The organism is Bacillus cereus (assembly GCF_002564555.1).
Lineage (GTDB): Bacteria > Bacillota > Bacilli > Bacillales > Bacillaceae_G > Bacillus_A > Bacillus_A cereus_K.
Window position 1 is genome coordinate 646,538 of the sequence record NZ_NUVD01000020.1, and the last position, 26,141, is coordinate 672,678.

Consider the following 26,141-nt stretch of genomic DNA (forward strand, 5'->3'; position numbering starts at 1 on the left):
CATAGATGAATATAGATTATTATGTAAGAATTATGGAGGAAAAGTATGACTCAATATACCCCTATGATAGAGCAATATTTAAAGGTTAAGGCAGACTATCAAGATGCCTTTTTATTTTTTCGCTTAGGTGATTTTTATGAAATGTTCTTTGAAGATGCTGTTAAAGCAGCTCACGAACTTGAAATTACATTAACGAGCCGAGATGGTGGTAGCAGTGAACGCATTCCGATGTGCGGTGTACCGTACCATGCTGCTAAAAACTATATTGAACAACTTGTTGAAAAAGGATATAAAGTAGCTGTTTGTGAGCAAGTGGAAGATCCAAAAACAGCTAAAGGTGTAGTGCGTCGTGAAGTAGTACAATTAATTACGCCAGGAACGATGATGGAAGGGCGTACACTAGATGAGAAAGAGAATAACTTTTTAGCAGCATTAACGCATTTTGAAGATGGGTCTTATGCTTTAGCTTGTAATGATTTAACGACTGGACAAAATACAGTAACGCTATTAACAGGTTCAGTAGAAGATATTTTATTAGAAGTGTATGCAACTGGTTCAAAAGAAATTGTTGTAGATTCTACATTTTCTAAAGATGAACTAAGTAAGTTAACTGAAACATTAAAAATGACGATTTCATACGAAGATGTAACAACTATTCCTGAAGGATTAGAACACCTTGTGAAAAATGTTTCACAAGCAAAGTTAATTAAAGCAGTCGGACGCTTATTTAACTATGTGATAAGAACGCAAAAACGTTCGTTAGATCACTTACAACCAGTAGAAATTTATTATACAAATCAATTTATGAAAATTGATGTGCATTCAAAACGTAATTTAGAGTTAACAGAGACTCTTCGCACGAAGGAAAAGACCGGTTCATTATTATGGCTATTAGATAAAACAAAAACAGCTATGGGTGGCCGTATGTTAAAACAGTGGATGGAACGTCCACTTATCCAGAAAGAAAAAGTGGAAGAGCGTTTAGAAATGGTTGAAACATTTGTAAATGATTACTTCTTACGTGAAGATTTAAAAGAAAAGTTAAAAGAAGTATATGATTTAGAACGTTTAGCAGGGAAAGTTGCATTTGGTAATGTAAATGCACGTGACTTATTACAATTAAGACGCTCTTTACTTCAAGTACCAGCTATTTTAGAGGCGATCAGTCTTTTAGATAATGCTTATGCAGCAAGATTGATTCAAGGTGCGGATCCATGTGAGAGCTTAACTGAATTACTAGGAAGAAGTATTCAAGAAAACCCACCGCTTTCGATTAAAGATGGCGATATTATTAAAGACGGTTATAATGACAAGCTTGATCAATATCGTTACGTGAGTAAAAACGGAAAAACGTGGATTGCTGAGCTTGAAAAACGAGAGCGTGATATTACAGGAATCAAATCGCTAAAAATCGGATACAACCGTATTTTCGGCTATTACATTGAAGTAACGAAAGCAAACCTTGCAGCACTTCCAGAAGGTCGCTATGAGCGTAAACAAACGCTTGCTAATGCTGAACGTTTCATAACAGATGAACTAAAAGAAAAAGAAACATTAATCTTAGAAGCAGAAGAGAAAATTGTACAACTAGAATACGATTTATTTACAGCACTTCGTGAAGAGGTAAAGGTATTCATACCGAAATTACAACACTTGGCAAAAGTAATTAGTGAATTAGACGTACTGCAAAGCTTTGCGACAGTTAGTGAAGAAGAGCAGTTTGTAAAACCAGTTCTAACAACTAATCGCGAAATCTTTATTAAAGATGGTCGCCACCCTGTCGTTGAAAAAGTATTGAACGGGAAATTGTATGTACCAAATGATTGTATTATGCCAGAGAACATGGATGTCTTTTTAATTACAGGACCGAACATGTCTGGTAAAAGTACGTATATGAGACAATTAGCACTGGTAACGGTTATGTCGCAAATCGGTTGTTTCGTACCAGCAACAGAAGCAGTATTACCTGTATTTGATCAAATCTTTACGAGAATTGGTGCAGCGGATGATTTAATATCAGGTCAAAGTACATTTATGGTCGAAATGTTAGAAGCGAAAAATGCAATTGCAAACGCATCAGAAAGAAGTTTAATTTTATTCGATGAAATTGGACGTGGTACATCTACGTATGATGGTATGGCACTTGCACAAGCAATCATTGAACATATTCATGACCAAATTGGTGCGAAAACATTATTCTCTACACACTATCATGAATTAACGGTGTTAGAAGAAAGTTTGGATCAATTGAAAAATGTACACGTTTCAGCTATTGAAGAGAACGGGAAAGTAGTCTTCCTTCATAAAATTCAAGATGGAGCAGCAGATAAAAGTTACGGAATTCACGTTGCGCAACTTGCGGAACTTCCAGATAGCTTAATCGCTCGCGCGAAAGAAGTGTTAGCGCAGCTCGAAGGACAAGAAGAAATTATTATTCCAAAGCGTACAGAAGTGAAGGTACAAGAAGTTACTCCAGAACCAGTGGTTGTAAAAGAAGCACCGGTAGAAGTACACGAAGTGCAAGAAGAGAAAGAAGTGACTGAAGAAGACTCACAACTATCTTTCTTTAGTGCAGAACAGTCTTCGAAAAAACAAGACAAGCCAGTTTTAGATGCAAAAGAAACGGCAGTGCTTGCGCAAATTAAAAAAATTGATTTACTTGATATGACACCTTTAGAAGCGATGAACGAACTGTATCGCTTGCAGAAAAAGTTAAAGAAAGGATGAGTAAGTAGATGGGGAAAATTCGCAAACTCGATGACCAACTCTCTAATTTAATTGCGGCAGGGGAAGTAGTAGAACGCCCTGCCTCAGTCGTAAAAGAACTTGTGGAAAATTCTATCGATGCGAATAGTACATCTATTGAAATCCACTTAGAAGAAGCTGGGTTATCGAAAATTCGCATTATTGATAACGGTGATGGCATTGCCGAAGAAGATTGTATCGTCGCTTTTGAACGCCATGCAACGAGTAAAATTAAAGATGAAAACGATCTGTTTCGCATTAGAACACTCGGTTTCCGCGGAGAGGCCCTGCCGAGTATTGCCTCAGTTAGTGAATTAGAATTAATCACTAGCACAGGTGATGCACCCGGTACGCACCTTATCATTAAAGGTGGAGACATTATAAAGCAAGAGAAAACAGCGAGCCGAAAAGGAACAGATATTACAGTACAAAACTTATTCTTTAATACACCAGCGCGTCTTAAATATATGAAAACCATTCATACAGAGCTGGGGAATATTACAGATATCGTGTATCGTATAGCAATGTCACACCCAGAAGTATCGTTAAAACTGTTTCATAATGAAAAGAAATTGCTTCATACGTCGGGAAACGGTGATGTAAGACAAGTACTTGCGGCGATTTACAGCATTCAAGTTGCGAAGAAGCTTATTCCAATTGAAGCCGAATCTTTAGACTTCACAATTAAAGGGTATGTAACATTACCAGAAGTAACGAGAGCGTCTCGTAATTACATGTCAACGATTGTAAATGGGCGCTACGTTCGAAATTTCGTATTAATGAAAGCCATCCAGCAAGGATATCATACATTACTGCCAGTTGGACGATATCCAATCGGTTTCTTATCGATTGAAATGGATCCAATGCTTGTCGACGTAAACGTACATCCAGCGAAATTAGAAGTTCGTTTTAGTAAAGAACAAGAATTGCTAAAGCTTATCGAAGAGACATTACAAGCTGCATTCAAAAAAATACAGCTCATCCCAGATGCAGGTGTAACAACGAAGAAAAAAGAAAAAGATGAAAATGTGCAAGGACAGTTCCAGTTTGAGCATACGAAGCCGAAAGAACCATCTATGCCGGACATCGTTTTACCGAGTGGCATGGATGAAAAACAAGAAGAACTAAAGGCTGTGAAACAGCCAGCACAACTTTGGCAACCGCCGAAGCAAGAATGGCAGCCACCACAATCGCTTGTAAGAGAAGAACAAAGTTGGCAACCATCTACTAAACCGATAATTGAAGAACCAATTCGGGAAGAGAAATCGTGGGATAGTAATGAAGAGGACTTTGAACTAGAGGAATTAGAAGAAGAAGTTCGGGAAATAAAAGAGATTGAAATGAATGGGAATGACTTACCACCGCTTTATCCAATTGGACAAATGCACGGAACATATATTTTCGCTCAAAATGATAAAGGCTTATATATGATTGATCAACACGCAGCGCAGGAACGCATCAATTATGAATATTTCCGTGATAAAGTAGGAAGAGTAGCGCAAGAAGTACAAGAGCTACTTGTACCGTACCGTATCGATCTATCTCTTACTGAATTTTTACGGGTCGAAGAGCAGCTAGAAGAACTGAAAAAAGTCGGGCTATTTTTAGAGCAATTCGGCCATCAATCCTTTATCGTCCGCTCGCATCCAACATGGTTCCCAAAAGGACAAGAAACAGAAATTATCGACGAAATGATGGAACAGGTCGTTAAACTAAAAAAAGTTGATATTAAAAAACTACGAGAAGAAGCAGCGATTATGATGAGCTGTAAAGCTTCCATTAAAGCAAATCAATATTTAACGAACGATCAAATATTTGCTTTACTTGAAGAACTTCGTACAACAACAAACCCATATACATGTCCGCATGGAAGACCGATTCTTGTGCATCACTCTACTTATGAGTTGGAGAAGATGTTTAAGAGGGTTATGTAGGGATAATAAAATTAGGTTTCAAAAGGGAGCAGCAGTAAATGTTGCTCCCTTTTAATATGTAGAATTAATTGTTAAACGAGAATATGGCGGAGTAATTTTGTAGTTTCTTTAAATTTGAGCGTATCATACTTAAGGTTGTAAGTAGTTTATTTCTTAGCTACGTTAGCTTAAATGTATCTATGTATAAAAAAGCGCTGTATATCAGCACTTTTTAGAAGGTGCAGGAGTTGCATAATAAAGTTCTATACATTGCTAAAAACATGACTATGCATGGTCAAATATTGATTCTTATTTGGTTAATTGCTATAAGGATCTATACGATTATTTATTTTTATTATTATTAATTTTTTCAGTATATAAAACTTGCTCTTTATAATGCTTCTTAATTGGGAAATTGTGTGTACCTGTGCCATTTTTGAATTTTTTATCAATTGGATTTGTTAGAGGGATTGTTGTAGTTTCTGTAAATTCATATGGGTAATTTATTTTCGATTTATCTTCAAACATGAAAGTGCCTCCTTTTAGGATTTCCTGAATTCTTTACTATAACATGATATGCATATATATTTTTTTGGGACTAGTTATTTATATAGGTTAATGGAATTTAATTACATAACTACTGAAATATTTTAATGGAAAACAATTCGAGAAAGATATTGTATGAATCGCCGTTCACTACTATTGTTGGTTTTTTAGTTATCGTGGTGTATTTGAAATATGGCATATCGATTTATCTAACAACCATCATTTGATGGTTTTTTTATTTATCAGCGAAGGAAAAGTTGTATATATATTCGTTATAGATTGTTTTTATAATATGATTTATATAGAGTTTTCCTGATAATATAATGCGGAATATTATAGTGTTATTAGGTTATTAGGAACACTTAATGTTGTTTCACAACTGAAAGCGAATTGAAAAAGAACTGAAACTTTTCTCATAAAAATTCAATCTTACTTGAAAAATGAAAGGAAAATGAAATTTTCCAAAAGGAATTCTTTGTTAAGATAAAAAGCATACATAAAAAAAGTATTGACATATCTTAAAAGTGTGTTTTCAAGATATAGTGGGGGAAAAGATGAGAATAGAAAAACAATTAATAAAAAAGATGTATTATGAAACATTCCTAATGGAGAATGAAACAAAACCACCTCTTGACGTACTTGGGGAAGTTTATGTAAACGAAGAAAAACATGAGATTTCCGATGGGTCTTATATTCGTTTTGCACAGGGTGAATTTTATTATCATCATCAAGATTTTGAAGCAGCTATTTTTAAATGGGAGAAGGTTAGTAATGAATTAGCACCATGGGCACAAAAAAATATTGCGGATGCTTACTTCGAACTAAACCGATTATCAGTTGCTGAAGATGTTTATACTTCTATTACTACTGATAACAAAATATTGATGACTGAAATTGGCCTGCAATTACTTTCTCTTTATATTGAACAAAACAATTTTGACTCAGCTTTCGCTGCTATTAAAGAAGCAGTTTCTTTAAATCCCGATTATCCAAATGTCACAAAAATTGCCCGTTCCTTTTATGAGGAACAGCAAGATTTTGATAGTGCAGTAGATCTTGCTGTGAAGGAGTTAATTCGAACAGAATCTTATCCGTGGTTTGAGGTGTTAAAAGGATATATCGATAAAGGATTTACTAAAAATATTTCACCAGATTATTTTTATGAAGTATTAGTTACATTAAATAATGTAGATCAAGTGCAATTCACGCAAATGGTTTCATCACTTTGGAACAGTTATAAAAATGAACAAAATTACTTATTATGGCTTAACACAATAAATGAATTTTTCTTACATATCGAAATACACTCGTCCGATATATGGGACAAAATTTCTTCTCTTTATGAAGAAACGTACTTTGCATTAATTCAAGGTCAATATATGCTTAGACAATTACATGATATCATTCCAAATCTGTTAACAAACTGGTTAAAGGTAGTCAATCCTTCTCATGCTGTATTTCCATCTGCAGCTGTGTTGGCATGGGATGAAATTTTCCCTTCCAAAATAGATGCAGCAAATATAAAACATGCGGAAGACCTACTGTTATATTCTATTAATCATGTGAATGGTTTAGAGTATAGTTTACATCTTTTTGAATCTATTACACAGTGGGCACAAAAGCATGATATAGAAATGGGTCACCGATTTAGATGGTTAGTTGGTGATCTTGCAGATTTAAGAACAAATCGTATTTTAGTAACGGGAACTTCAGGAAATGGAAAAACTGCATTTATTAACTCTATATTAGGAGAAAATATATTAGAAAACTCCATCTCAAATGTAGTGGTTTTAAAAAATGATGCTCATACAGAAATTAACGCTATATCAGATTCAGCAATTACAACAACTGAAAATTTCTTTGATTACCATAATATAATGTCTTTACACCACCAAACATATAGAGATAGAGCATGTGTTGAATTTAAATTACCATGCAGATTTTTAAGTAAAAACAAACTGACATTCGTAGTTACACCTGGCTTTAATAGGAATAACGATACTAGAGATGAGATATTCGAATATTTAAATTCCGTAGACGAATTATTGTTCGTATTGAATGCGGATTCACCTTTTACTGACAAAGAACGTGACATTCTATTAAGCATTCAAGAACATACACCAAATCTACAAATTCATTTCTTATTAAATAAAATCGATAACATTTACAGTGAAGCAGAAGTAAAAAGAGTTTTACATGATACGCAAGCGAGAATAAATGCATATTTCCCGCAAGCGAGAATTTTCCCTTATTCTTCGTTATATACAAGTAATCAACAACTAAATGATTTAACTGAGTTTATTCGTTTTAACTTTAACCATAAAAATATCGATGCAGAACGTACTGAAAAGCTATTATTTTTCATTCGAAAAACAATTACATATCTTTTGGATAAACGTGTTGAGAAGGAAAACAACCTAGTGGATTCTATTAATTGGAATGAAGATATGTTAGTCAAACTAAATGGTTGTATGAATAACCTTACTGCTTTTGAGAAGGAAAAAATTCATTTCATTACAGAATCATATCGTACAATGAAAACTGAAATTACTAATGATCTTACTGAGCATATTCCAAAGCTATTGCAGAGTTGTTCAGATTTAATTAGTGAAGAAAGCGATTTCGGGCACATTGATATTGCACTAAATACAGCGATGAACGAAAGAGTACACAAATATTTAGAACAAACTGTATTACCTAATCTTGCTCGTTCTATGCAAAATTGGATTGCAACTTCTAATAATGAGCTCCTTCAAAGTCAATCGTACTTAGAAGAACTCAGTGAAGGACTTAATTCTTTATTTGGAGAAAATCGAATACAGTTAGAATGTGACTTTAAAGTACTGGATGACTGGCGCAGAGATACTGATAGAATGACGACTGGAATACAAATGGAAGAAGTAAATATTTTACGCCGATTTACGCCAGCACAATTTTTACTGAAAAGTGCCGGTAAATTATTTGGGGTTCTTCCAAAGAATAGAACTATGCTATATAACAAATACAAACAGTATTTAGAAAATGAAGATTATACTGAGGTAACAGCTTCTATTATGAAGAAATTTTTCTTGCAGTTTGAACTGTTTGAAAACACGCAAGAGCGGGATATTAATATGTTCTTTAGGAATCCATTTAACTCCTTGAAACAAGCTGTAGAAAATACTCATTTAGAAATACAAGAAAAACAAGAAATATTACATAAAATGAAATCAAATCCTGAAGTCTATCATGATTCTATAACGCTCTTTGAATTGAGATTACGTCAATGTGAAGTAATCTTAAACATAGGTGAGGATTATGCTTATACAGATTTAACTTTAGAAACAACTATAGAATAAACGTAAAACAACTCCAAAATATACAGTAAAAGTGGATTTTGGAGTTGTTCTTTGCTTACATCTATATAATATGTCAGGTCTTTAATAGCATTATGTGATATAAGAGAGTAAAAAGGGAGCAACTGTAGTTAGTTGCTCCCTTCGTATATATTTCATGTATCCCATAAAATACTGATTTTTTGTGGGTTAATCATCAGCGGGAGAGAGAAGAATTGCATTAACGTTATTACTAGATAAATAAAGTGTTGGCGGAACTTAAAATATTTGACTGGTATCTCAATTAGAGAGTTTAAAGGGCAGATAAATATTTTCCAACATATAGACCACTTGCAGCTGCTTGAGATAATGAATGAGTGACGCCTGAACAATCGCCGATTAAAAATAGCCCATCCACACTTGTTTCAAAATGATTATTGACTTTTATCGTAGGAGCATAGAATTTTCCATCAATTCCATATAATAAAGTATCTTTATCGATAGGTTCTTGGATAAATTGTTCTAAGCGTAATAAAAATTCTTTGAGCCCTTCAATATATAATGGCGGAATTTCCTTATTCAAATCTCCATAATCTCCGTGTAGTGTAGGATGTATACGATTATGTTTTATGCTGTTTTCCGCTGTAGGTTGTTTCTTTATTAAGTCCTCTAAGCGCTGTATAACAATCCGATCTCGTCCTTGGTTAATGCTTTTAATAATTGAATTTGCATATACATTTGCTTCTTTGAGAGTTGGAAAATAGCGCGGGATAAATAAAGTGAAATTTAAGTTAGGAGTGCCAGTCCCTTGCTCTCGGAAATTTTGACCGTCAGGCATAACTAAACCTTCTTCGTACTTTCGAATAATGCGTCCTTTTGGGTTCATACAGTAAGTAGTAGCTGTGAAATGTTCATGCTCATAAGAAAGCTTTGTCTCAAAAGTATCTTTTAATATAGAACGTAATTGATGCTCTTTCATTTCTACTCTAATCCCTAAGTCTACACGTGTTTGTTCCTGAGAAATATTTAGAGAAGTGCACATTTCTTTTAACCAATCTGCTCCAGAGCGCCCAGTTGCAAATACTAGTTGTTTAGAATGAATTGTTCCTTGATTTGTTTCTATTTTAAAATGATCTTTTTGTTTACTGATATGTTGTACATCTATATGAAATTGGATATTTATTTTTGTAAGTAAAAATTCATAGAGCTGCTGGAAAATGTTACTTGAAAGTGCAGTGCCAAGATGCCTTACTTCAGTTGTTAACATTTGTAAACCACACGCTTCGGCTCTCTTAGTGAGATTCAGATTTTCTGTAGAATATTTTGAAACTGAGCTTCCGCCAAACTGACATAGAATTTCATCTACTTCAGCCATGAGTTGTATAAAACCTTCTTTACCTACCTTTTGTTCAAGTTCGCCTCCAAACCCATTTGTATAATTAAATTTCCCTTCAGATTTTCCTAAACCACCAAAACCGAAATATTTATCACATGTGTGACAGGTACATGTTTTCCCTTGGTCTAAAGGACAATTCCGATGTTCTAGCGGTTTACCTTTATCAAGAATTAAAATATTTTTGTTACTTTGAGCTAATGAATAAGCAGTAAAAATGCTGCTTACTCCAGCGCCGATAATTGTAACATCATACATATTCTTTCACCTGCTAACGAATAGTTTGTTTGCTATTTTCTTAGTGTATAACAAATTAGTGAAGGTAGGAACTAGCTATATTGATAGAGGGGGAGAATGTGTTTGTTTTCGTAATGTATGTAAGATTCAAGGGAGTAATCTTTAATCACTTTCGAGTTATCTCAATCGATGTTTCATTATGAAAAGACCAAACTTTTAAATCGCATTAATTTTAAGTGAAGCTGAATATGATTAGCCTTGTAAAAAACAACTGATCCTAGGAAATCAGTTGTTTTTATTTATAAAGTGGATGAGCAAAAAAATACGAAAGTGGTTGGTCCGCTTTTTATAAACATCTATTATGATAAGAGAAGAAAGGTAGTATTTTATCGGAATTTTAAAAAGGAAGTTCTTTATGAAAATAGACTGGCCTTAGAGAGGTGAAAATACAATGAGTTTTGCAATTTCACTAGTTGTTATTATTGTAATTGTATCGCTATTTGGGACCGTACTAGTTGCGCGAAATGTGGAGGAGAATTACGGGAAGTCTACAAAGAGAAATGTGAAAAATTTATCTGCTATCTATATTCTCCTTCTTTTTGTTCTACTGGTGGGGGTAACATGGTATGCGGTAGTGATTTGATAGTATTTAGTGGTTAGAAAGAGAACCGTTTTGGATATATCCATTTAAAGATAAGAAAATGTGACTGATTAATCCTATTATTACAGTGAATACTGTTAGTAATAAATTGAGGATGGTTCGTTTTGAGAGGAGGGAACTAGATGGAATGGAAACCGAATCGTACAGATACGACACCTGTTTATAAACAAATTGCAGATTATATAGAAAGAGGCATTTCTTCAGGTGAATTTCCTTCTGATAGTAAGTTACCTTCTGAGCGTATGTTAGCAAAGGAATTACAAGTGAACCGGAGTACGATAGTAGCTGCATATGAAGAATTAAAGGCACTTGGAGTAGTAGAACGGCAAAAAGGAAGCGGAACACGGGTGAATACAGACATATGGGGTGTGTCGCATAAACGAGTACCGAACTGGGGTAGGTACGTTGAGGATGGATCGTTCTTACCTAACGTACCACTCGTTCAACAAATTCGAACGGAAACACAAAAAGATGACTTAATTAATTTAGCGAGTGGTGAATTGTCACCAGAATTAATTCCGAGTGATAGATTTCGAACGATTTTGTCGGAGAAAATATTTATGGAAAACCTCGGTTATGACCATCCACTTGGAAATGAAATGCTGAGAAAAACAATTGCAGCACATGTCGAGCAATATAAACAAATTGAAGCGGAATCAAGTTCTATTCTTATCACATCTGGAGCACAACAGGCGCTTAATCTTATCGTTCAATGTTTATTAAAACCTGGCGATGCGATTGCAATCGAGGATCCGTCGTATTGTTTCTCGCTTCCAATGTTTAAATCGGCCGGTTTAAACATATTCCATTTACCTGTTGATGAGCATGGAATGAATCCGGATGACTTAATCGATTTGCACAAAAAGCATCGTATTCGTATGGTGTTTTTAAATCCGGATTATCAAAACCCAACTGGAACAGTGCTTTCATTAGCGAGACGTAAAAAGATTTTAGAACTATCTTCTGAGTATGGTATACCAATTGTGGAAGATGATCCATATAGTTTAACTTCTTTTAATGGAGAAGTGAATCCGACATTAAAATCGATGGATCAAAATGGGAATGTTCTTTATGTAAGTTCACTATCAAAAATTGTTGCATCAGGATTACGTATTGGCTGGGTAATTGGTCCTACGCGCGTAATAGAACGTTTAGCAGATGCGAAGCAGCAAGTTGATTTTGGTCATAGTGTATTTACGCAGTGGGTAGCAAATCAATTTTTGGAATCAGAGGATTTTCATGCACATATTACAATGCTCCGTGGACAATTGAAGCAAAGAAGAGATGCATTAATTGCAAAGCTTGAAGAAACATTGGGAGACCGAGTTGAATGTTTCGTTCCAGAGGGTGGAATACATGTATGGTGTGAGGTGAAGGGAACGTTTGATGAATATCACTTATTAGGTGAATCTATCCGGAATGGTGTCGCATTTGTTCCAGGCAGTGTTTTAGGTTCTAAAAGTGAATATATCCGATTTACGTTTGGTAGAGCGAATATAGAACAAATCAAGCTTGGAATTACAAGGTTTGCGGAAACGTTAAATGAGATTTCATAATATTGATATGTAATGTTGAAATGGGGGAAAGAAATGAAGTACGTGACGCTTTTACTTCAAGTAGGCGTGCTATATGTATTTAGCTTAGCTGGTACGTGGATTCAGGAAATATTCCATCTATCGATGCCAGGAAGTTTAATAGGGATGTTAATGCTCTTCCTACTCCTTTTTACCCGTATTTTGCCATTAAAGTGGTTTGAGGTAGGCGCAGAAAAATTAATAGTATTTTTTACCGTTATTTCTAATTCCTTCGACAACAGGATTAATGAAATACGGATCTTTTCTTTTAAGTAAGGGGAGTAGCAACTACTTATTTTAAAATGTATGGAGATGATAAAAGTGACAACATGGTTTATCGTTACATTATTTATTTTTGGTGCCCTTAAAGTACTAGTTTCTAGTATGCCAACTTCTGTTGTAGAATCCATTATTAGTAGATTTGAATTACATCAAAAACTTGATGAAGAACATACGACTGTATCGCTAGATGGGAAGAATATAGAGGGAGAAAAGAAACTTCAATTTATTCACGAATTTAACGAGGCTTTATTTTTAGATAAACATTATTTTCCACCACAAGGTGAGGGGACACCAATCATCATTGAAACGAAGAAAGGAAAAAGAACAATTACTTTATCGATATATAGTTATGAGGAACATGTTGATGTAATCAAGCAATATAAGAAGAAAGTCGTTGCCTATCGTCTACGATCTAAAAGTCTTCAAACTCTTGCACCATTAGCGATAACTGAAGAGTATGCTTAAGGAGAGACCAATAATGGTCTCTTTATTTTTGTATCCAATTATATACTTTCCAAATAAAAGAAAGGAAAATCATATACCCAAATAAAGAATAAGTATGATGCCAGTCTGCACTATGAATAAATAAACCTTGTTTCTCAGCAACTTGTTCAAAAATACTAGCACAAATACCTATTGAAATAATTAATAGAGTTCTAGAAACTGCAGATAATGTTTTTGAGATTTGTATGAAAGCGGCTGTTAAAATGGGTAATACAAACAACGTAAAGCCTATGTTAACTGAAAATATGGATGGGAACGGTCTAACCGGAAAAAAATATATTTGTTTCGTAACAAAGAAAACATCTAAGCACGTTCCGATAACAGAAGAGAGAAAGATTGTAACTACTAATGCTAAAAGGTCACTCTTCTTCTCGAAGGAGGACATTTTTCTTTGCGAGAATTGCCAATTCAATTTTTTCGAGTGTTTTGCAGTAGTCTTCTGTAATTTGACCAATTATATTTTCCTCCTTATCAGTTAAATAATGTATCACTTGCCAGTCGTTAAACCAATCTTCATGTTTTGTATCCTCGTGTTTTATATTTTTCCATGCGTACATAAGAGCAGGGCTATATATACGATAGGAATCATTTTTTAATTGGCAATTTTTTATTCTTCGTTTATAAAATTCTCTTGAAAAGGATTCATTTACACTTGAGAATAAATGTGGCCAGTAATCTTTTCGTGAACCTGTATGAGGATGAGTATCTGCCCAATGTATAACTTGAGATAAAATATGTTCATTATGAAATAGCAAGGCGTATAATCTTTTCCCAAGTAAAATGCGTTCATGTAGTGAAGTGAAATGTTTCATTGTATCACCAATTAGTAATGTTTTAGCATTCATTTTATTTTCGTAAAAAGGAAAGAGGATATGATTGAACTGAAAGAAATCAAATAGTTTAAATCCAATGCTATTTAGAACGTTTTTTTTGAAGTGTTCATTTTGAATGACTCTTTTTTCTAAGTAATTTTGTTCATTAATAATAGTTGCAATTGCTAATATTTTTTTGTTTCCAGTTTTCCAAAAGGAATTCCACATCGTTTCCATAAATGTTGAAACATTGAGGTGAGGAAGAAGATAGAAAAGGTTTGTGGATTTTTTTACACTTTGTTCATATAGTAAAAATTGTGGATAAACATCTTGAAAAATAAGCCAGTTTCCTCGCTCTAAAAAAGAAAAGAAAGTAAATTGATCTTTCTCAGATAATAGCTTCGTATATAAATCCCCTTTTAAATCAGTCATGTTCCAACCGCCGTTACGTGATACCATATGTCCAAGCAGTGCCCAATGTATTTCAGGGTATTTTCTGTAAAATTGAAAGTAAGCACGCGTCCTTGTTACATTATTTTGATTTAATAATTTTGTTTGTTCTTTAATTGTATGTAGTAATATTTCTTCCTCTTTCGAAAGGGGGCAAAGGGAAGTATTTGCGTTGATGCATTTTTGTTTTAGCTCATTTTTTATAGAGAAGAGGGAAAGAGGGGTATTTTTGTGAAATTTATTATGTGAGCTGTCGTGATGCATATAATCCCCTCCTATTCCAGTCTGTTATCATAAATGTATTAATACCTACTTAAATAAATGATATGTGAAGGAAATGAAAAGTTGCAAAATATAGAGAAAGGAAAGAGGAGACGGACTCTTCTTTCCTTTTTGGTATTTATTTGAGCTGAAAATTATTGCGTAAACCTATAGAGAATGAATGCCCTTGTCCAGCAGAGTAGAAAATGAATCGGCATGAATAGGTTTACTATAATAGTAACCTTGAATAAACTGACATTTATTTTTTTGAAGGAAATTCACGTGTTCTTTCGTTTCTACACCTTCAGCAATGACAGACATTCCTAATGTATGTGCTAATGTGATGATCGTTTTAATGATTTCTATTCCATCTTCACACGTTTCAGACATTGTAATAAATTCTCTCGGTATTTTTAACGTATCGATTGGATATAAAGGTAAGTAGGCTAGGGAAGAATAGCCTGTACCAAAGTCGTCGATTGAAATGTGAATCCCTAAACTTTTTAGTGTACGCAGTTTTATCAATGTTTCTCTCTCATCCATCATTGCAATTCGTTCTGTTAACTCTAGGTCAAGTGAATTTGCTTGTAATCCGGAAGTTTTTAAAGTAGAAGAAACCGATTGTATGAAGCCTTCTTGCTCAAATTCTTTGGCGGATAAATTGACCCCTATTTTTAAATGAGAATAGCCTAGTGCGTGCCAATATTTCATTTGCTGACATGCTTGTTGTAAAGTCCATTTTCCAATTGAAATGATTTGCATCGTTTCCTCAGCGATTGGTATAAATTCATTTGGAGAAATAATACCTAAATCTGGATGATTCCAGCGAATTAAAGCTTCAGCTCCAACAATTTTATTAGAATTGCTATCAACTTGAGGTTGATATAAAAGGAACAACTCTTCATTTTGAATTGCGTTTGGTAAATCTTTTTCTAATCGTAATCGTCTTTCAATCTTTTTAGCAATGACATCGTTATAAATAGCGACAGAATTAAGCTCTTTTTCCTTTGCATCATACATTGCAACATTAGCATTTTTCAAAAGTGTAGCGGTATCGATTCCAGAATGTGGATAAATAGCGATGCCGATACTAAGCGATAAATTAAATTTGTTTTCATGTATAATAAACGGTTTTTTCATACTTTCAAATAATTGGTTACATAAATCGAATAAGGAATTATGATCAACATATTTTTCGATTAGGATTGTAAATTCATCCCCACCAATTCTTGATATATGAGCACCTGTTGAAATGCAAGATTGGAAACGTTTTGCTACTTCTTCTAATATATAATCACCTGCTGAATGCCCAAGTGTATCATTAATAACTTTAAAACGATCCAAATCTAAATATAGTAATGCAAATTCACTTTGTGTTGTTTGTACATTTCTTATAACTGTTCTTAATTTTTTTTGGAAAAAGGCCCGATTCCCAATTTTTGTTACAGTATCGTGGAATGCTAAATATTTTATTTCTTCTTGTTGTTTTTTAAAGGCAGTAATATCTTTCACCATAATATAGCTTCCTGAAATTTGTTCATCTATCATAATAGGAACGATCGTAACGTATAAAGAATAAGTAAAGCCGTTATTATATTGAGAACGCAATTGTAAAGAAGTAGATTCTTGTTTTTTTGCTTTTTCTAATGCAGATACAAGTTTATGTTTATCTTCATTTAAAATCATTGAAAGACAAGTCTCACCAAGTAATTCGCTAGTTGCGGCACCGAGTAGTATACTTCCTGCTTTATTTACATTTAAGAATATTCCATTTAAATCGATTGTAAAAATAGGGTCTGGATGATATTCATATAATGATTTGAATTTTTGTTGTTTTTGAGATAAAGCCTCTGATTTTTGGACTAAATCAGAAGTCCTTAAAGTAACTTTTTCTTCTAGTTGAGCATTAAACGCTTGTAGCCGTTTTGTTAGAGTCGCGTTTTGCATACCTACAATAGAATGTCGAATAAGTACAAAAACAAAAGCGATACAATTTCCTGTAATGAGAGTGGAAGATGATGTTTGTTTTTTTAATGTAAACCCGATTAGTACTGCAACGGCAAGGTAAGGGAATACAACTAAAACTTTTTTTCCTAGTTTAGGGTGCACAATAAAAGAATTTTTATTGCTAGTATAATCATCTGAAATAGAACCGGCTATTGCAATAAGTAATAAAGGTACTCTATATAAAAGTCGTAATAATGCTATCGTGTCAGCTGATAAAAGAGTATGTAAGTAAAAATAAATATAGTTGAAAATTGCAGAACTTATTAATACAAAAACAAAGATATACATTTTCCATTTTGATTTAAAAATTGTTGGACGTAATAAGAGACTAATACCTAGTAGTAGGAAGAGTAAGTCTGCAATTGGATATAGAAATGAAAGGAAAATCTCTCCTATCGGAAGCGATAATATATTTGAATCTGATTGATCAAATAAATACCATTCTAATGTAAGTATGGAAGTGAGTACTACACATATATCGCAAATAAAGAAAACTTTTTCCCATTTATTGTATTCTTTTAAAATTTTATAGCTGAAAGCGATAAAGAAAAAGCATAGAAATATCATGTAAAACACGTCAGAAATAGTGAAATGATGAATTGGAAATTGAAAATATTCATGTTGAAATGTATAAAGTATTTTTCCGAATAAAAAACTGCCTATTGCAATCGTAATACAGATCCAAAAAAGATTTACATGAACCTTTTTAGAATATAAAGAGTATAGTAATGAAATAAATGTAATGCCTTCAACGATTAGTGAAGAAAAGCGTACATTGAAATCAGAAAAATGAGTGGAGAATAAAAAGAAATATATAAGACAATAGCTGAAATAACAAATTAAAATTGTTGTTAATATACAAAAATGTAAATTTTTATTTAATTTCAAAGTAATCACCTACTTAAAATATGTATTAAATTCATAATATCTATACGTAATAATATTACTTGAAGATTGTATCAGATTTCCTTATAAAAATCATGTTTATAAGTGAAAAATTACAAAGTGTAATGATTTTAGAATTGAAGAGAAATTACAGTAAACAACTTTTGGTTTATGAGAGATTTATATAAGGATTGTATATTTAGTCATTTCGTACATTTTAATGATTTTTTAGTAGTTTGCAAGTGGATATGCAAAATTACATATAAAATGATGAGGGAATTCTTTCAGTGTTGATGGATTTTTGTTAAGGAGCATTAAGTAATACCTTTGTATGTATCGGTTCTCATACTCATGGGGGATTTCAGAAATGTGTTGCATGTATACAATAATAATAAATCGTTTGTTAAATTTCTAGTATGGGGGAAGAGCATGAAAAATTGGGTGAAGTTTAGAATAGCACGTCCAACAGACAAATTTGAAGATGTTATAGCATTCTATGAAAAAGGATTAGGTTTGAAGCGTATAGGTGAGTTTTATGGTCATGAGGGGTATGATGGAGTCATGTTTGGTCTACCGGATGAAGAGTATCATTTAGAGTTTACAAGACATACAGGTGGAAGTCCATGTCCAGCTCCAACAAAAGATAATTTACTAGTATTTTATATGCGAGAAGATAGTGAAATGGAAAAAGTGAGCAAGAGGCTGCATGTAATGGGATACGAAGAGGTAGAGCCAGAAAATCCGTATTGGAAAGAGAAGGGGATAACGATAGAGGATCCAGATGGTTGGAGAATTGTGTTGATGAAAATAGAGGAATAAAGTGTAGTGAAACTAAGAAGAACAAGTTTTCGAATTTCGATGGTGTGAAAAATATATAGGCATCCTTACTGGGGATAAACTCAAAGGGGAAGCATTTTTAGTTTGGATTTTTACAACATACTTTTTTAAAATCATTATTGCAGTCAAAAAAGTTAAAATATTTCATTGTAAGGATTATAATAGAGAAAGAAATATAAAAGGGAGTGAACGAATTTGAAACAAGAACTTATTGAAAGATTTACGAGATATGTAAAGATTGATACACAATCAAATGAAGAAAGTCATACAGTACCAACAACACCTGGACAAATTGAGTTTGGTAAGTTATTAGTTGAAGAGCTAAAAGAAATTGGGTTAACAGAAGTGACGATGGATGATAATGGCTATGTTATGGCAACACTTCCTGCTAATACGGATAAAGATGTTCCTGTAATCGGATTTTTAGCACATTTAGATACAGCAACAGACTTTACAGGAAAAAACGTAAAACCACAAATTCATGAAAATTTTGATGGTAATGCGATTACATTAAATGAAGAGCTAAATGTTGTGCTAACGCCAGAACAGTTCCCAGAATTACCATCTTATAAAGGGCATACGATTATTACAACGGATGGTACGACACTTCTTGGAGCAGACGATAAAGCTGGTCTGACTGAAATTATGGTTGCAATGAATTATTTAATACATAATCCGCAAATTAAACATGGGAAAATAAGAGTTGCATTTACGCCAGATGAAGAAATTGGCCGTGGACCAGCGCATTTTGATGTAGAAGCGTTTGGTGCATCATTTGCTTATACGATGGATGGAGGTCCATTAGGTGGTTTAGAGTATGAAAGCTTTAATGCTGCAGGTGCTAAGTTAACGTTTAACGGAACAAATACACATCCTGGAACAGCGAAAAATAAAATGCGTAACGCAACTAAACTTGCTATGGAGTTTAACGGGCATTTACCAGTAGAAGATGCACCGGAATATACTGAAGGCTATGAAGGATTCTATCATTTACTTTCTTTAAATGGTGATGTTGAGCAAAGTAAAGCGTATTATATTATTCGAGATTTTGATCGCGAAAACTTTGAAGCGCGTAAACATAATGTTAAAAATATCGTGAAGCAAATGCAAGAGAAGTATGGGAAAGATGCAGTCGTTTTAGAAATGAATGATCAATACTATAATATGCTTGAAAAAATTGAACCGGTGAGAGAAATTGTTGATATTGCGTATGAAGCAATGAAAAGTTTAGACATTGAGCCAAACATTCACCCAATTCGTGGTGGAACAGATGGATCACAATTATCGTATATGGGATTACCAACGCCGAATATTTTCACTGGTGGTGAAAACTATCACGGTAAATTTGAGTATGTTTCGGTAGATACTATGGAAAAAGCCGTTCAAGTTATTGTAGAAATCGCAAGAAGATTTGAAGAACAAGCTTAAAAAAGAACCAAGTAGTACGGATGTGCTACTTGGTTCTTTTAGTATAGTACTCGCCATAAATAAAAAGTTGCATAAGAGTCCCAATTCCCCCAGTTTGCCGCAAAATCTTTTATTTCATGTTTAGTCGGTTTACTTTCGGAACCTGTTATAAATTTAATTGCATTATGCAGACCAACATCATCAATTGGAAAAGCGGAAGGGAATCGTAAACAGCGCATTAAAACATAGTTGGCAGTCCATGGTCCTATACCATGGATAGTGGTTAATTGTTTTTCAGCAAGCTTTACATCTTGTGTTTGTAGTAAATCCTCTTTTGACAGTTTTCCTTCTGTAATAAGCTTCGCAATACCAATTAAATATTCACATTTTCTAGTTGTCATTTTTAATTTTTTAAGATCCTCTACATGTAGAGTTGCAATTATTTCAGGAGAGGGGAATATCCAATGCTTTCTATCGTTCCATTCTACATAACTTCCAAATGTCTCAACTAATCTTCGTTTTAGCGTATAAGCATATGTGAGATTAATTTGCTGACCGATAATTCCCCAGGAAAGTGCTTCAAATAAATCTGGAATACCTAAATTTCGAAGTCCATGAAAATTTTGAATAGGACCCCGAAGGAGTAGATCAAGTTTAGCTAATTTATAAAAGGGAGCTAAATTAGTATTTAAATCAAACCATTCAGTTACATAGTTAGTTACAGCATTGCATATCCATTTTTCAGAGATATAGGATTCTCCTAAAAAACGTATTTCCAAATTGCCATCAGTGTTCATACTAATTTCAACCAAAGGGTTTATATTTTGAACAGGGATCACTTTGTAAATTTTATTATCTTCAATATGAAACATACATTCATTGTTAGAACGGGAAAGATAGCGTAAGTTTTCATGGAAACTAAATTCTTTTGGAACTGCTAATGTTAACGCGCTAGTATATTCTATTGTCATATGAATTCCGCCTGTGACTTTTCTAATGTAAGCAATTCTTTCTTCATTTTTAATCCTCCTCTAAAACCGGTTAGTTTCCCATTCTTTCCAATAACACGGTGGCAAGGAATCGTAATAAGAAGTGGGTTGGCAGCAATAGCGGTAGCAACGGCACGCACAGCTGTAGGTTTTTGAATTCTTTCGGCAATTTCTGAATAAGAGTATGTCTTCCCGTAAGGAATTTCACGTACCGTATTCCAAACAGATAATTGAAATGCAGTTCCGTAAGCATCGATAGGGAATGTAAAAGTTTCTCGTTTGTTTTCTAAATACTCGATAACTTCTTTTGTATATGTTTGCAGGTAATCTGGATTGCAGACCAATACATGTTGTGGCAGTTTTTTTCTAGCCCATATATTTAGTTCTTCAAAATTTTCGTCTTGCGATCCTATGAAACATAGTCCATTTTCAGTTGCAGCAATATGAAAGTTCCAATTTTCATGTGTAAATAGCGTCCAATATATAGATTTATTTTTATCGGAATTCATTATTGTATCCCTCTCTCATTTCGTTCTTTTTTCGATATTCAGTAGGAGTAAATCCGGTTTTCTTTTTAAATAAAGTTGCGAAATACTCTGGGTTTTCTATCCCGACAGCAGTACTAATTTCCTTAACGGATTGATTTGTATGTGAAAGGAATTCTGCGGCTTTAACAATTCTGAATCGCTGTATATATTCTATTGGACTTATTCCTATTAGTCTTTTGAAAGTGCGTTGTAAATGAAATGGGCTACCGTGGCACATTTCCGCAAGTAGGTCGAGAGTTAATCCTTCGTCATAATGTTTTTCAATATAGTCTTTAATTTGTTCTACCCATTCTTCATTAGGTAAAGTGAGCCCATTTGGTTTACAGCGTTTGCACGGACGAAAGTTTTCATGCAATGCTTGCTCTGCATTTAGAAAGATTCGTACGTTGTTTTTATTCGGTATTCTTGATTTGCACGATGGTCGGCAAAAGATCCCAGTTGATTTCACAGCATAAAAGAATTTGTTATCATAGGAAGAATCATTGTGAATAATTGCTTGCCAATACTCACTTGTTAACGTAAATCCTTCATTGTACAAAGATCATCACCTCTGAAATTAGTATAACCTGAATAATGTGCGTATGTACGTATTCACAAATGTAAGAGCAAGATTACAAAGGTGAAAATATGATTGTTTTTCTATTTTGTGATAGCATGAACTTTGAAAGTGAACATCAAGAGGAGGGCTATAAGTGAAGTTGATTTCATGGAATGTAAATGGCTTGCGTGCAGTTATCGCAAAGGGTGGATTTTTAGAATATCTCGAGGAATCTAATGCAGATATATTTTGCCTACAAGAAATTAAATTACAAGGTGGGCAAATTGATTTAAATCTAGAGGGATACTATACATACTGGAATTACGCTGTGAAAAAAGGGTATTCGGGAACAGCTATTTTTACGAAAAAAGAACCTCTTTCAGTTGCATATGGTTTAGGTATTGAGGAGCATGACCAAGAAGGAAGAGTCATTACGTTAGAATTCGAAGATTTTTACATGATAACGTTATATACGCCAAACTCAAAACGTGGATTAGAACGATTAGATTACAGAATGAAATGGGAAGACGATTTCCGGGCTTATATTAAACGATTAGATGAAGAAAAACCAGTTATTTTTTGCGGTGATTTAAATGTTGCTCATAAAGAAATAGATTTAAAAAATCCAAAAAGTAACCGTAAAAATCCTGGTTTTTCTGATGAGGAAAGGGAGAAGTTTACACGTGTTTTAGAAGAAGGATTTGTAGATACGTATCGTTATCTGTATCCTGATCAGGAAGGTGCATACTCGTGGTGGTCTTATCGTATGGGAGCAAGAGCGAAAAATATTGGATGGCGTTTAGATTATTTTGTTGTCTCTGAAAGAATGAAAGAGCAGATAACGGATGCGAAAATTAACAGTGAAGTAATGGGGTCAGACCATTGCCCAGTTGAATTACATATAGATTTCTAAAAAAGAAGTATCTTCCCAGAAAAAGGAGGATACTTCTTTTGTATTCAGTTTGTTGAAATTTTTCAAATCATTCTTGAAATAATTACATATTAAATATATACTTAATAACGATAATCATTATCAATGATAATGATTATCGTTTGTGGGACGGTAAAGAATTTAATACTAGGGGAAGTGAACGAGGATGAATCGTCATTTTACGTAGGTTTGTTAACAATGTGAAAAATAGATGAGGATTATGTTTCATATAATTAAATTTTATTGTTGGAATAATATATTTAAAGGTTTCGAGAGGAGATAAATATGAACAAGAAATTATTTACATTAGGGATGGTTACAGTTTTAAGTGTAGGTTTAGCAGCATGTAATAGTGCGGACAAAACTTCAGGGGAACAAAAGCAACAAACAAAAGCTACTGAAACGAAAAAAGATGAAAAGCGAAAGATTACATATTTAGGTAAAGAATATACAGTACCAGCAAAAGTAGATAAAATCGCGACAGCTAGTTTAGAGTCAATGGAGGATGCGGCAGTACTTGGTATTAAACCAGTAGGTGCAATTACTGTAGGGGGGAAATTACCGAAGTACCTTGAAAAAGAATTAGAGGGTGCAAAATCTGTAGGTGAGAAAATGCAACCGAATTTTGAAACATTACTTCAATTAAAACCAGATGTTATTACATCTAGTACGAAATTCCCAGCAGAAACAGCTGAAAAGTTTACGAAAGTAGCTCCAACATTCCCAGTATCACATGTTTCAACAGATTGGGAAGATAACTTGAAGTTAATGGGAGAATTAACTGGTAAAAAAGATAAAGCAGAAAAAATTATTAAAGATTACAATGCGGACGCGAAAAAAGCAAAAGCAAAATTAGGAGATAAGTTAAAGGATAAAAAAGTACTTGTCATTAGACTAAGAGCAAACGAATTATTCCTATATCCAGAAGGAGTATACTTTAATCCTGTCATTTATAAAGATCTTGGACTAACTGTTCCAGAACAACTTAAAAATGTAAAAGCACAAGAGAAAATTTCATTTGAAAAACTTGCTGAACTTAACCCTGATTATGTTTTCTTACAATATGAGGAAAGTGAAAATAAAAACCCGAAAGTGCTAGAAGAAATTGAAAGTAATCCAATTTGGCAAAGTATGAATGCTGTGAAGGAAAAGAAAGTATTTGTAAACGTTGTGGATCCGATGGCACAAGGTGGTACGGCTTGGAGTAAAACAGCATTCTTAAAAGAAGCAGTGGAAAAATTATCTAAATAATACAATAAGTAAGGTGCGTTGAATGATATGCAGAAAACGAATGCGGTACCAGTAACCATTTTATGTATAGCACCCATATTGATTTTATTTACAGTCATACTTTCTGTTTTATATGGTGCAAAAAACATTGATGCTGAAACAGTGTGGAATGCATTATTTCATTTTGATTCAAGCGATGTAAATCATAATATTATTATTACTTCACGTTTACCAAGGGTAGTTGCAGCTCTTTTAGTCGGAGCATTTCTAGCCATATCAGGAGCACTTATGCAGGGGATGACAAGAAACTATCTTGCATCCCCTTCTATTATGGGTGTGACCGATGGTGCAGCTTTTGTTATTACACTTAGTATGATTTTTCTTCCGGGAATGTCATCGATCGGAATGGTCTTATGTTCAATGGTTGGATCTGCGCTAGGAGCCGGTATCGTGTTTGGTTTTGGTTCACTCCTTCAAAATGGCTTATCCCCAGTTAGATTAGCAATTATAGGAACTGTTATTGGGACATTTTTAAGTAGTGTATCGGCCGCGATGGCTTCGTATTTCCAAATTTCTCAAAATGTTAGTTTTTGGTTTAATGCAAAGTTAGATCAAGTGGATCCTAATATCATTAAAATCACGATACCTTTTGGGATAATTGGGATAATTTTAGCGCTGCTCATATCAAAATCTATTACCATTCTTTCGTTAGGAGAAGAAGTTTCTATTAATCTAGGACAGCGTACAAAACTAGTTAAAGCGATGGCAATTTTATCAGTTGTTTTTTTAACAGGAACAGCAGTTGCTTTAGTGGGGAAAATAGGTTTTGTAGGTTTAATTATTCCGCACATTACTCGCTTTTTAATTGGGGTAGATTATAAGTGGATTTTGCCATGTGCAGGCATTATTGGTGGAGTTTTCTTAGCATTATGTGATGTATTAAGTAGGTTTGTAAACTATCCATTTGAAACGCCGATTGGAGTCGTGACCTCCTTAATTGGAATTCCTTTCTTCCTTTATTTAATCCGTACAAGAGGAGGAAAGAGACATGCCTAAAAGTTCAAGTCAACGTTTTGTAATGACGATGGGAATCATTATATTTTTAATTTTGGGTGCTACTTATATTAGTTTAACAAATGGTACGTTCGATATTACGATTACAGATGTATGTAAAACACTCCTTAGAATTGATCCAGTACCAGATCATGATTTAGTTATATTTGAATTTCGTCTTCCGCGCATTGTAATTGCTGGATTAGTAGGATTAGGTCTTGGTGTTGCGGGTGCTGTTATTCAAGGGATTACGAGAAATGGCTTGGCGGACCCAGGTATTTTAGGAGTAAATGCTGGGGCAGGTACAGCCATCGTAATTTTTATGTTTTTCTTTCAAGGACAATTAAAGAGCACAGACTGGGTTTCTATTATGATGATGCCGATGTTTGGCCTAATAGGTGGATTAGGTGCAGCCATTATAATCTATCTGTTTTCTTGGAAAAACGGTACGTTAGATTCGCAGCGACTTTTATTAACAGGGATTGCAATTGGATCAGGATTTGGAGCCTTTTCTATGTATTTATCACTCAAAATGAAGTCAACAGATTTTGAAATGGCTGCAGTTTGGGTGTCGGGAAGTATATATAGTGCAAACTGGAAGTATATTGTTGCCATGTTACCGTGGCTTATCATATTAATTCCTCTTATACAAAAGAAAGCTTATTTATTAGATTTATTTCAATTGGAAGAAACGAGTATTACAAGTTTAGGTGTTTCAGTAGAACGAGAGAAATCGATCTTACTATTAAGTAGTATCGGACTTGTAAGTGCATGTGTTGCTGTTTCCGGAAGTATTGGTTTCATTGGATTAATGGCACCACATATAGCGAAAAGACTTGTTGGTATTCAACATAAGCACATAATTCCTACGTGCGGGGCAATCGGAATGTTTCTCGTAATTGCTTCAGATTTTATTGCAAAAACAGTTTTCACACCTGTAGAGTTACCAGTTGGAATTGTTATTTCTATTGTCGGTGTACCGTATTTCTTATATTTACTTTATAAGGCGAAAGCGTAAGAGGGG

20 protein-coding genes and 2 pseudogenes are annotated in these 26,141 nt (G+C 33.9%); 14 read left to right on the plus strand and 8 right to left on the minus strand.

The window, feature by feature from the left end; genetic code table 11:
- Window positions 1–45: 45 nt before the first annotated feature.
- Both mutS and mutL read left to right on the plus strand, forming a co-directional pair.
- Window positions 46–2,727 carry a DNA mismatch repair protein MutS gene (mutS, locus tag COI75_RS13910; RefSeq protein ID WP_000195986.1) on the plus strand — a complete coding sequence of 894 codons (2,682 nt, stop codon included), beginning with the start codon at window positions 46–48 and terminating at the stop codon, window positions 2,725–2,727.
- Between the two features lie 8 nt (window positions 2,728–2,735).
- A complete protein-coding gene (gene mutL / locus COI75_RS13915; protein WP_098448391.1) occupies window positions 2,736–4,679 on the plus strand; it encodes a DNA mismatch repair endonuclease MutL in 1,944 nt (647 codons plus the stop codon).
- Between the two features lie 321 nt (window positions 4,680–5,000).
- Here the strand turns inward: mutL and COI75_RS13920 are convergent, their stop codons facing one another.
- Window positions 5,001–5,186 (minus strand): hypothetical protein, encoded by a 186-nt coding sequence (locus tag COI75_RS13920; protein WP_000461132.1) that lies wholly within the window; start codon window positions 5,184–5,186, stop codon window positions 5,001–5,003.
- Window positions 5,187–5,758: 572 nt separating this feature from the next.
- Here COI75_RS13920 and COI75_RS13925 point away from each other — a divergent pair.
- Window positions 5,759–8,542 (plus strand): dynamin family protein, encoded by a 2,784-nt coding sequence (locus COI75_RS13925; protein ID WP_001217638.1) that lies wholly within the window; start codon window positions 5,759–5,761, stop codon window positions 8,540–8,542.
- Window positions 8,543–8,831: 289 nt separating this feature from the next.
- On the opposite strand, the gene COI75_RS13935 is transcribed toward COI75_RS13925, so the two are convergent.
- A complete protein-coding gene (locus COI75_RS13935; RefSeq protein ID WP_000272426.1) occupies window positions 8,832–10,169 on the minus strand; it encodes a hypothetical protein in 1,338 nt (445 codons plus the stop codon).
- Between the two features lie 150 nt (window positions 10,170–10,319).
- On the opposite strand from COI75_RS13935, the pseudogene COI75_RS27130 reads away from it, so the two are divergent.
- The 5 genes and pseudogenes from COI75_RS27130 to COI75_RS13955 form a co-directional block, all read left to right on the plus strand.
- Window positions 10,320–10,388 (plus strand): annotated as a pseudogene (locus tag COI75_RS27130) (GntR family transcriptional regulator); the annotation flags it as partial.
- Between the two features lie 211 nt (window positions 10,389–10,599).
- Window positions 10,600–10,791, plus strand: coding sequence for a hypothetical protein (locus COI75_RS13940; RefSeq protein ID WP_000006461.1), 192 nt, complete (start codon window positions 10,600–10,602; stop codon window positions 10,789–10,791).
- Window positions 10,792–10,931: 140 nt separating this feature from the next.
- Window positions 10,932–12,365 carry a MocR-like pyridoxine biosynthesis transcription factor PdxR gene (locus COI75_RS13945; protein WP_000454991.1) on the plus strand — a complete coding sequence of 478 codons (1,434 nt, stop codon included), beginning with the start codon at window positions 10,932–10,934 and terminating at the stop codon, window positions 12,363–12,365.
- A 33-nt stretch (window positions 12,366–12,398) separates the two neighbouring features.
- Window positions 12,399–12,678 (plus strand): annotated as a pseudogene (locus COI75_RS13950) (CidA/LrgA family holin-like protein); the annotation flags it as partial.
- A 26-nt stretch (window positions 12,679–12,704) separates the two neighbouring features.
- A complete protein-coding gene (locus tag COI75_RS13955; RefSeq protein WP_002095405.1) occupies window positions 12,705–13,130 on the plus strand; it encodes a YfmQ family protein in 426 nt (141 codons plus the stop codon).
- Between the two features lie 22 nt (window positions 13,131–13,152).
- Here COI75_RS13955 and COI75_RS13960 read toward each other — a convergent pair whose 3' ends face one another.
- The 3 genes from COI75_RS13960 to COI75_RS13970 form a co-directional block, all read right to left on the minus strand.
- Entirely contained in the window at window positions 13,153–13,554 is a 402-nt protein-coding gene (locus tag COI75_RS13960; protein ID WP_000093853.1) for a CBO0543 family protein, read from the minus strand.
- On the minus strand, window positions 13,529–14,695 hold the full coding sequence (locus COI75_RS13965; protein WP_000546386.1) for a DUF2515 domain-containing protein: 1,167 nt from the start codon (window positions 14,693–14,695) through the stop codon (window positions 13,529–13,531). The genes COI75_RS13960 and COI75_RS13965 overlap by 26 nt, the downstream gene beginning before the upstream one ends.
- A gap of 165 nt (window positions 14,696–14,860) precedes the next feature.
- Window positions 14,861–17,587 carry a sensor domain-containing protein gene (locus tag COI75_RS13970; protein ID WP_000773528.1) on the minus strand — a complete coding sequence of 909 codons (2,727 nt, stop codon included), beginning with the start codon at window positions 17,585–17,587 and terminating at the stop codon, window positions 14,861–14,863.
- Between the two features lie 426 nt (window positions 17,588–18,013).
- Between COI75_RS13970 and COI75_RS13975 the strand changes: the two genes are divergently transcribed.
- Both COI75_RS13975 and pepT read left to right on the plus strand, forming a co-directional pair.
- Complete coding sequence (locus COI75_RS13975; protein WP_000800655.1) at window positions 18,014–18,403, plus strand: VOC family protein; 390 nt, start codon at window positions 18,014–18,016, stop codon at window positions 18,401–18,403.
- Between the two features lie 213 nt (window positions 18,404–18,616).
- Window positions 18,617–19,849, plus strand: a complete 1,233-nt coding sequence (gene pepT, locus COI75_RS13980) for a peptidase T (RefSeq protein WP_000807018.1) — start codon at window positions 18,617–18,619, stop codon at window positions 19,847–19,849.
- A gap of 38 nt (window positions 19,850–19,887) precedes the next feature.
- On the opposite strand, the gene COI75_RS13985 is transcribed toward pepT, so the two are convergent.
- From COI75_RS13985 to COI75_RS13995, 3 genes are read right to left on the minus strand one after another with little or no spacing between them, the layout of a single operon-like run.
- Complete coding sequence (locus COI75_RS13985; RefSeq protein WP_000151607.1) at window positions 19,888–20,799, minus strand: DNA-3-methyladenine glycosylase family protein; 912 nt, start codon at window positions 20,797–20,799, stop codon at window positions 19,888–19,890.
- Entirely contained in the window at window positions 20,796–21,326 is a 531-nt protein-coding gene (locus tag COI75_RS13990; RefSeq protein WP_001083482.1) for a methylated-DNA--[protein]-cysteine S-methyltransferase, read from the minus strand. Before COI75_RS13990 ends, COI75_RS13985 begins: the two co-directional genes overlap by 4 nt.
- On the minus strand, window positions 21,313–21,903 hold the full coding sequence (locus COI75_RS13995) for a bifunctional transcriptional activator/DNA repair enzyme AdaA (protein WP_000282153.1): 591 nt from the start codon (window positions 21,901–21,903) through the stop codon (window positions 21,313–21,315). The genes COI75_RS13990 and COI75_RS13995 overlap by 14 nt, the downstream gene beginning before the upstream one ends.
- A gap of 154 nt (window positions 21,904–22,057) precedes the next feature.
- On the opposite strand from COI75_RS13995, the gene COI75_RS14000 reads away from it, so the two are divergent.
- From COI75_RS14000 to COI75_RS14015, 4 genes are all read left to right on the plus strand, one after another.
- Window positions 22,058–22,816: an exodeoxyribonuclease III gene (locus COI75_RS14000; protein ID WP_000767605.1), complete on the plus strand. Its 759-nt coding sequence runs from the start codon at window positions 22,058–22,060 to the stop codon at window positions 22,814–22,816.
- 303 nt (window positions 22,817–23,119) lie between these two features.
- On the plus strand, window positions 23,120–24,085 hold the full coding sequence (locus COI75_RS14005; protein ID WP_001035503.1) for an iron-hydroxamate ABC transporter substrate-binding protein: 966 nt from the start codon (window positions 23,120–23,122) through the stop codon (window positions 24,083–24,085).
- Window positions 24,086–24,112: 27 nt separating this feature from the next.
- Window positions 24,113–25,120 carry a FecCD family ABC transporter permease gene (locus COI75_RS14010; protein ID WP_001173070.1) on the plus strand — a complete coding sequence of 336 codons (1,008 nt, stop codon included), beginning with the start codon at window positions 24,113–24,115 and terminating at the stop codon, window positions 25,118–25,120.
- On the plus strand, window positions 25,113–26,135 hold the full coding sequence (locus tag COI75_RS14015) for a FecCD family ABC transporter permease (protein WP_001126728.1): 1,023 nt from the start codon (window positions 25,113–25,115) through the stop codon (window positions 26,133–26,135). The genes COI75_RS14010 and COI75_RS14015 overlap by 8 nt, the downstream gene beginning before the upstream one ends.
- Window positions 26,136–26,141: the final 6 nt, after the last annotated feature.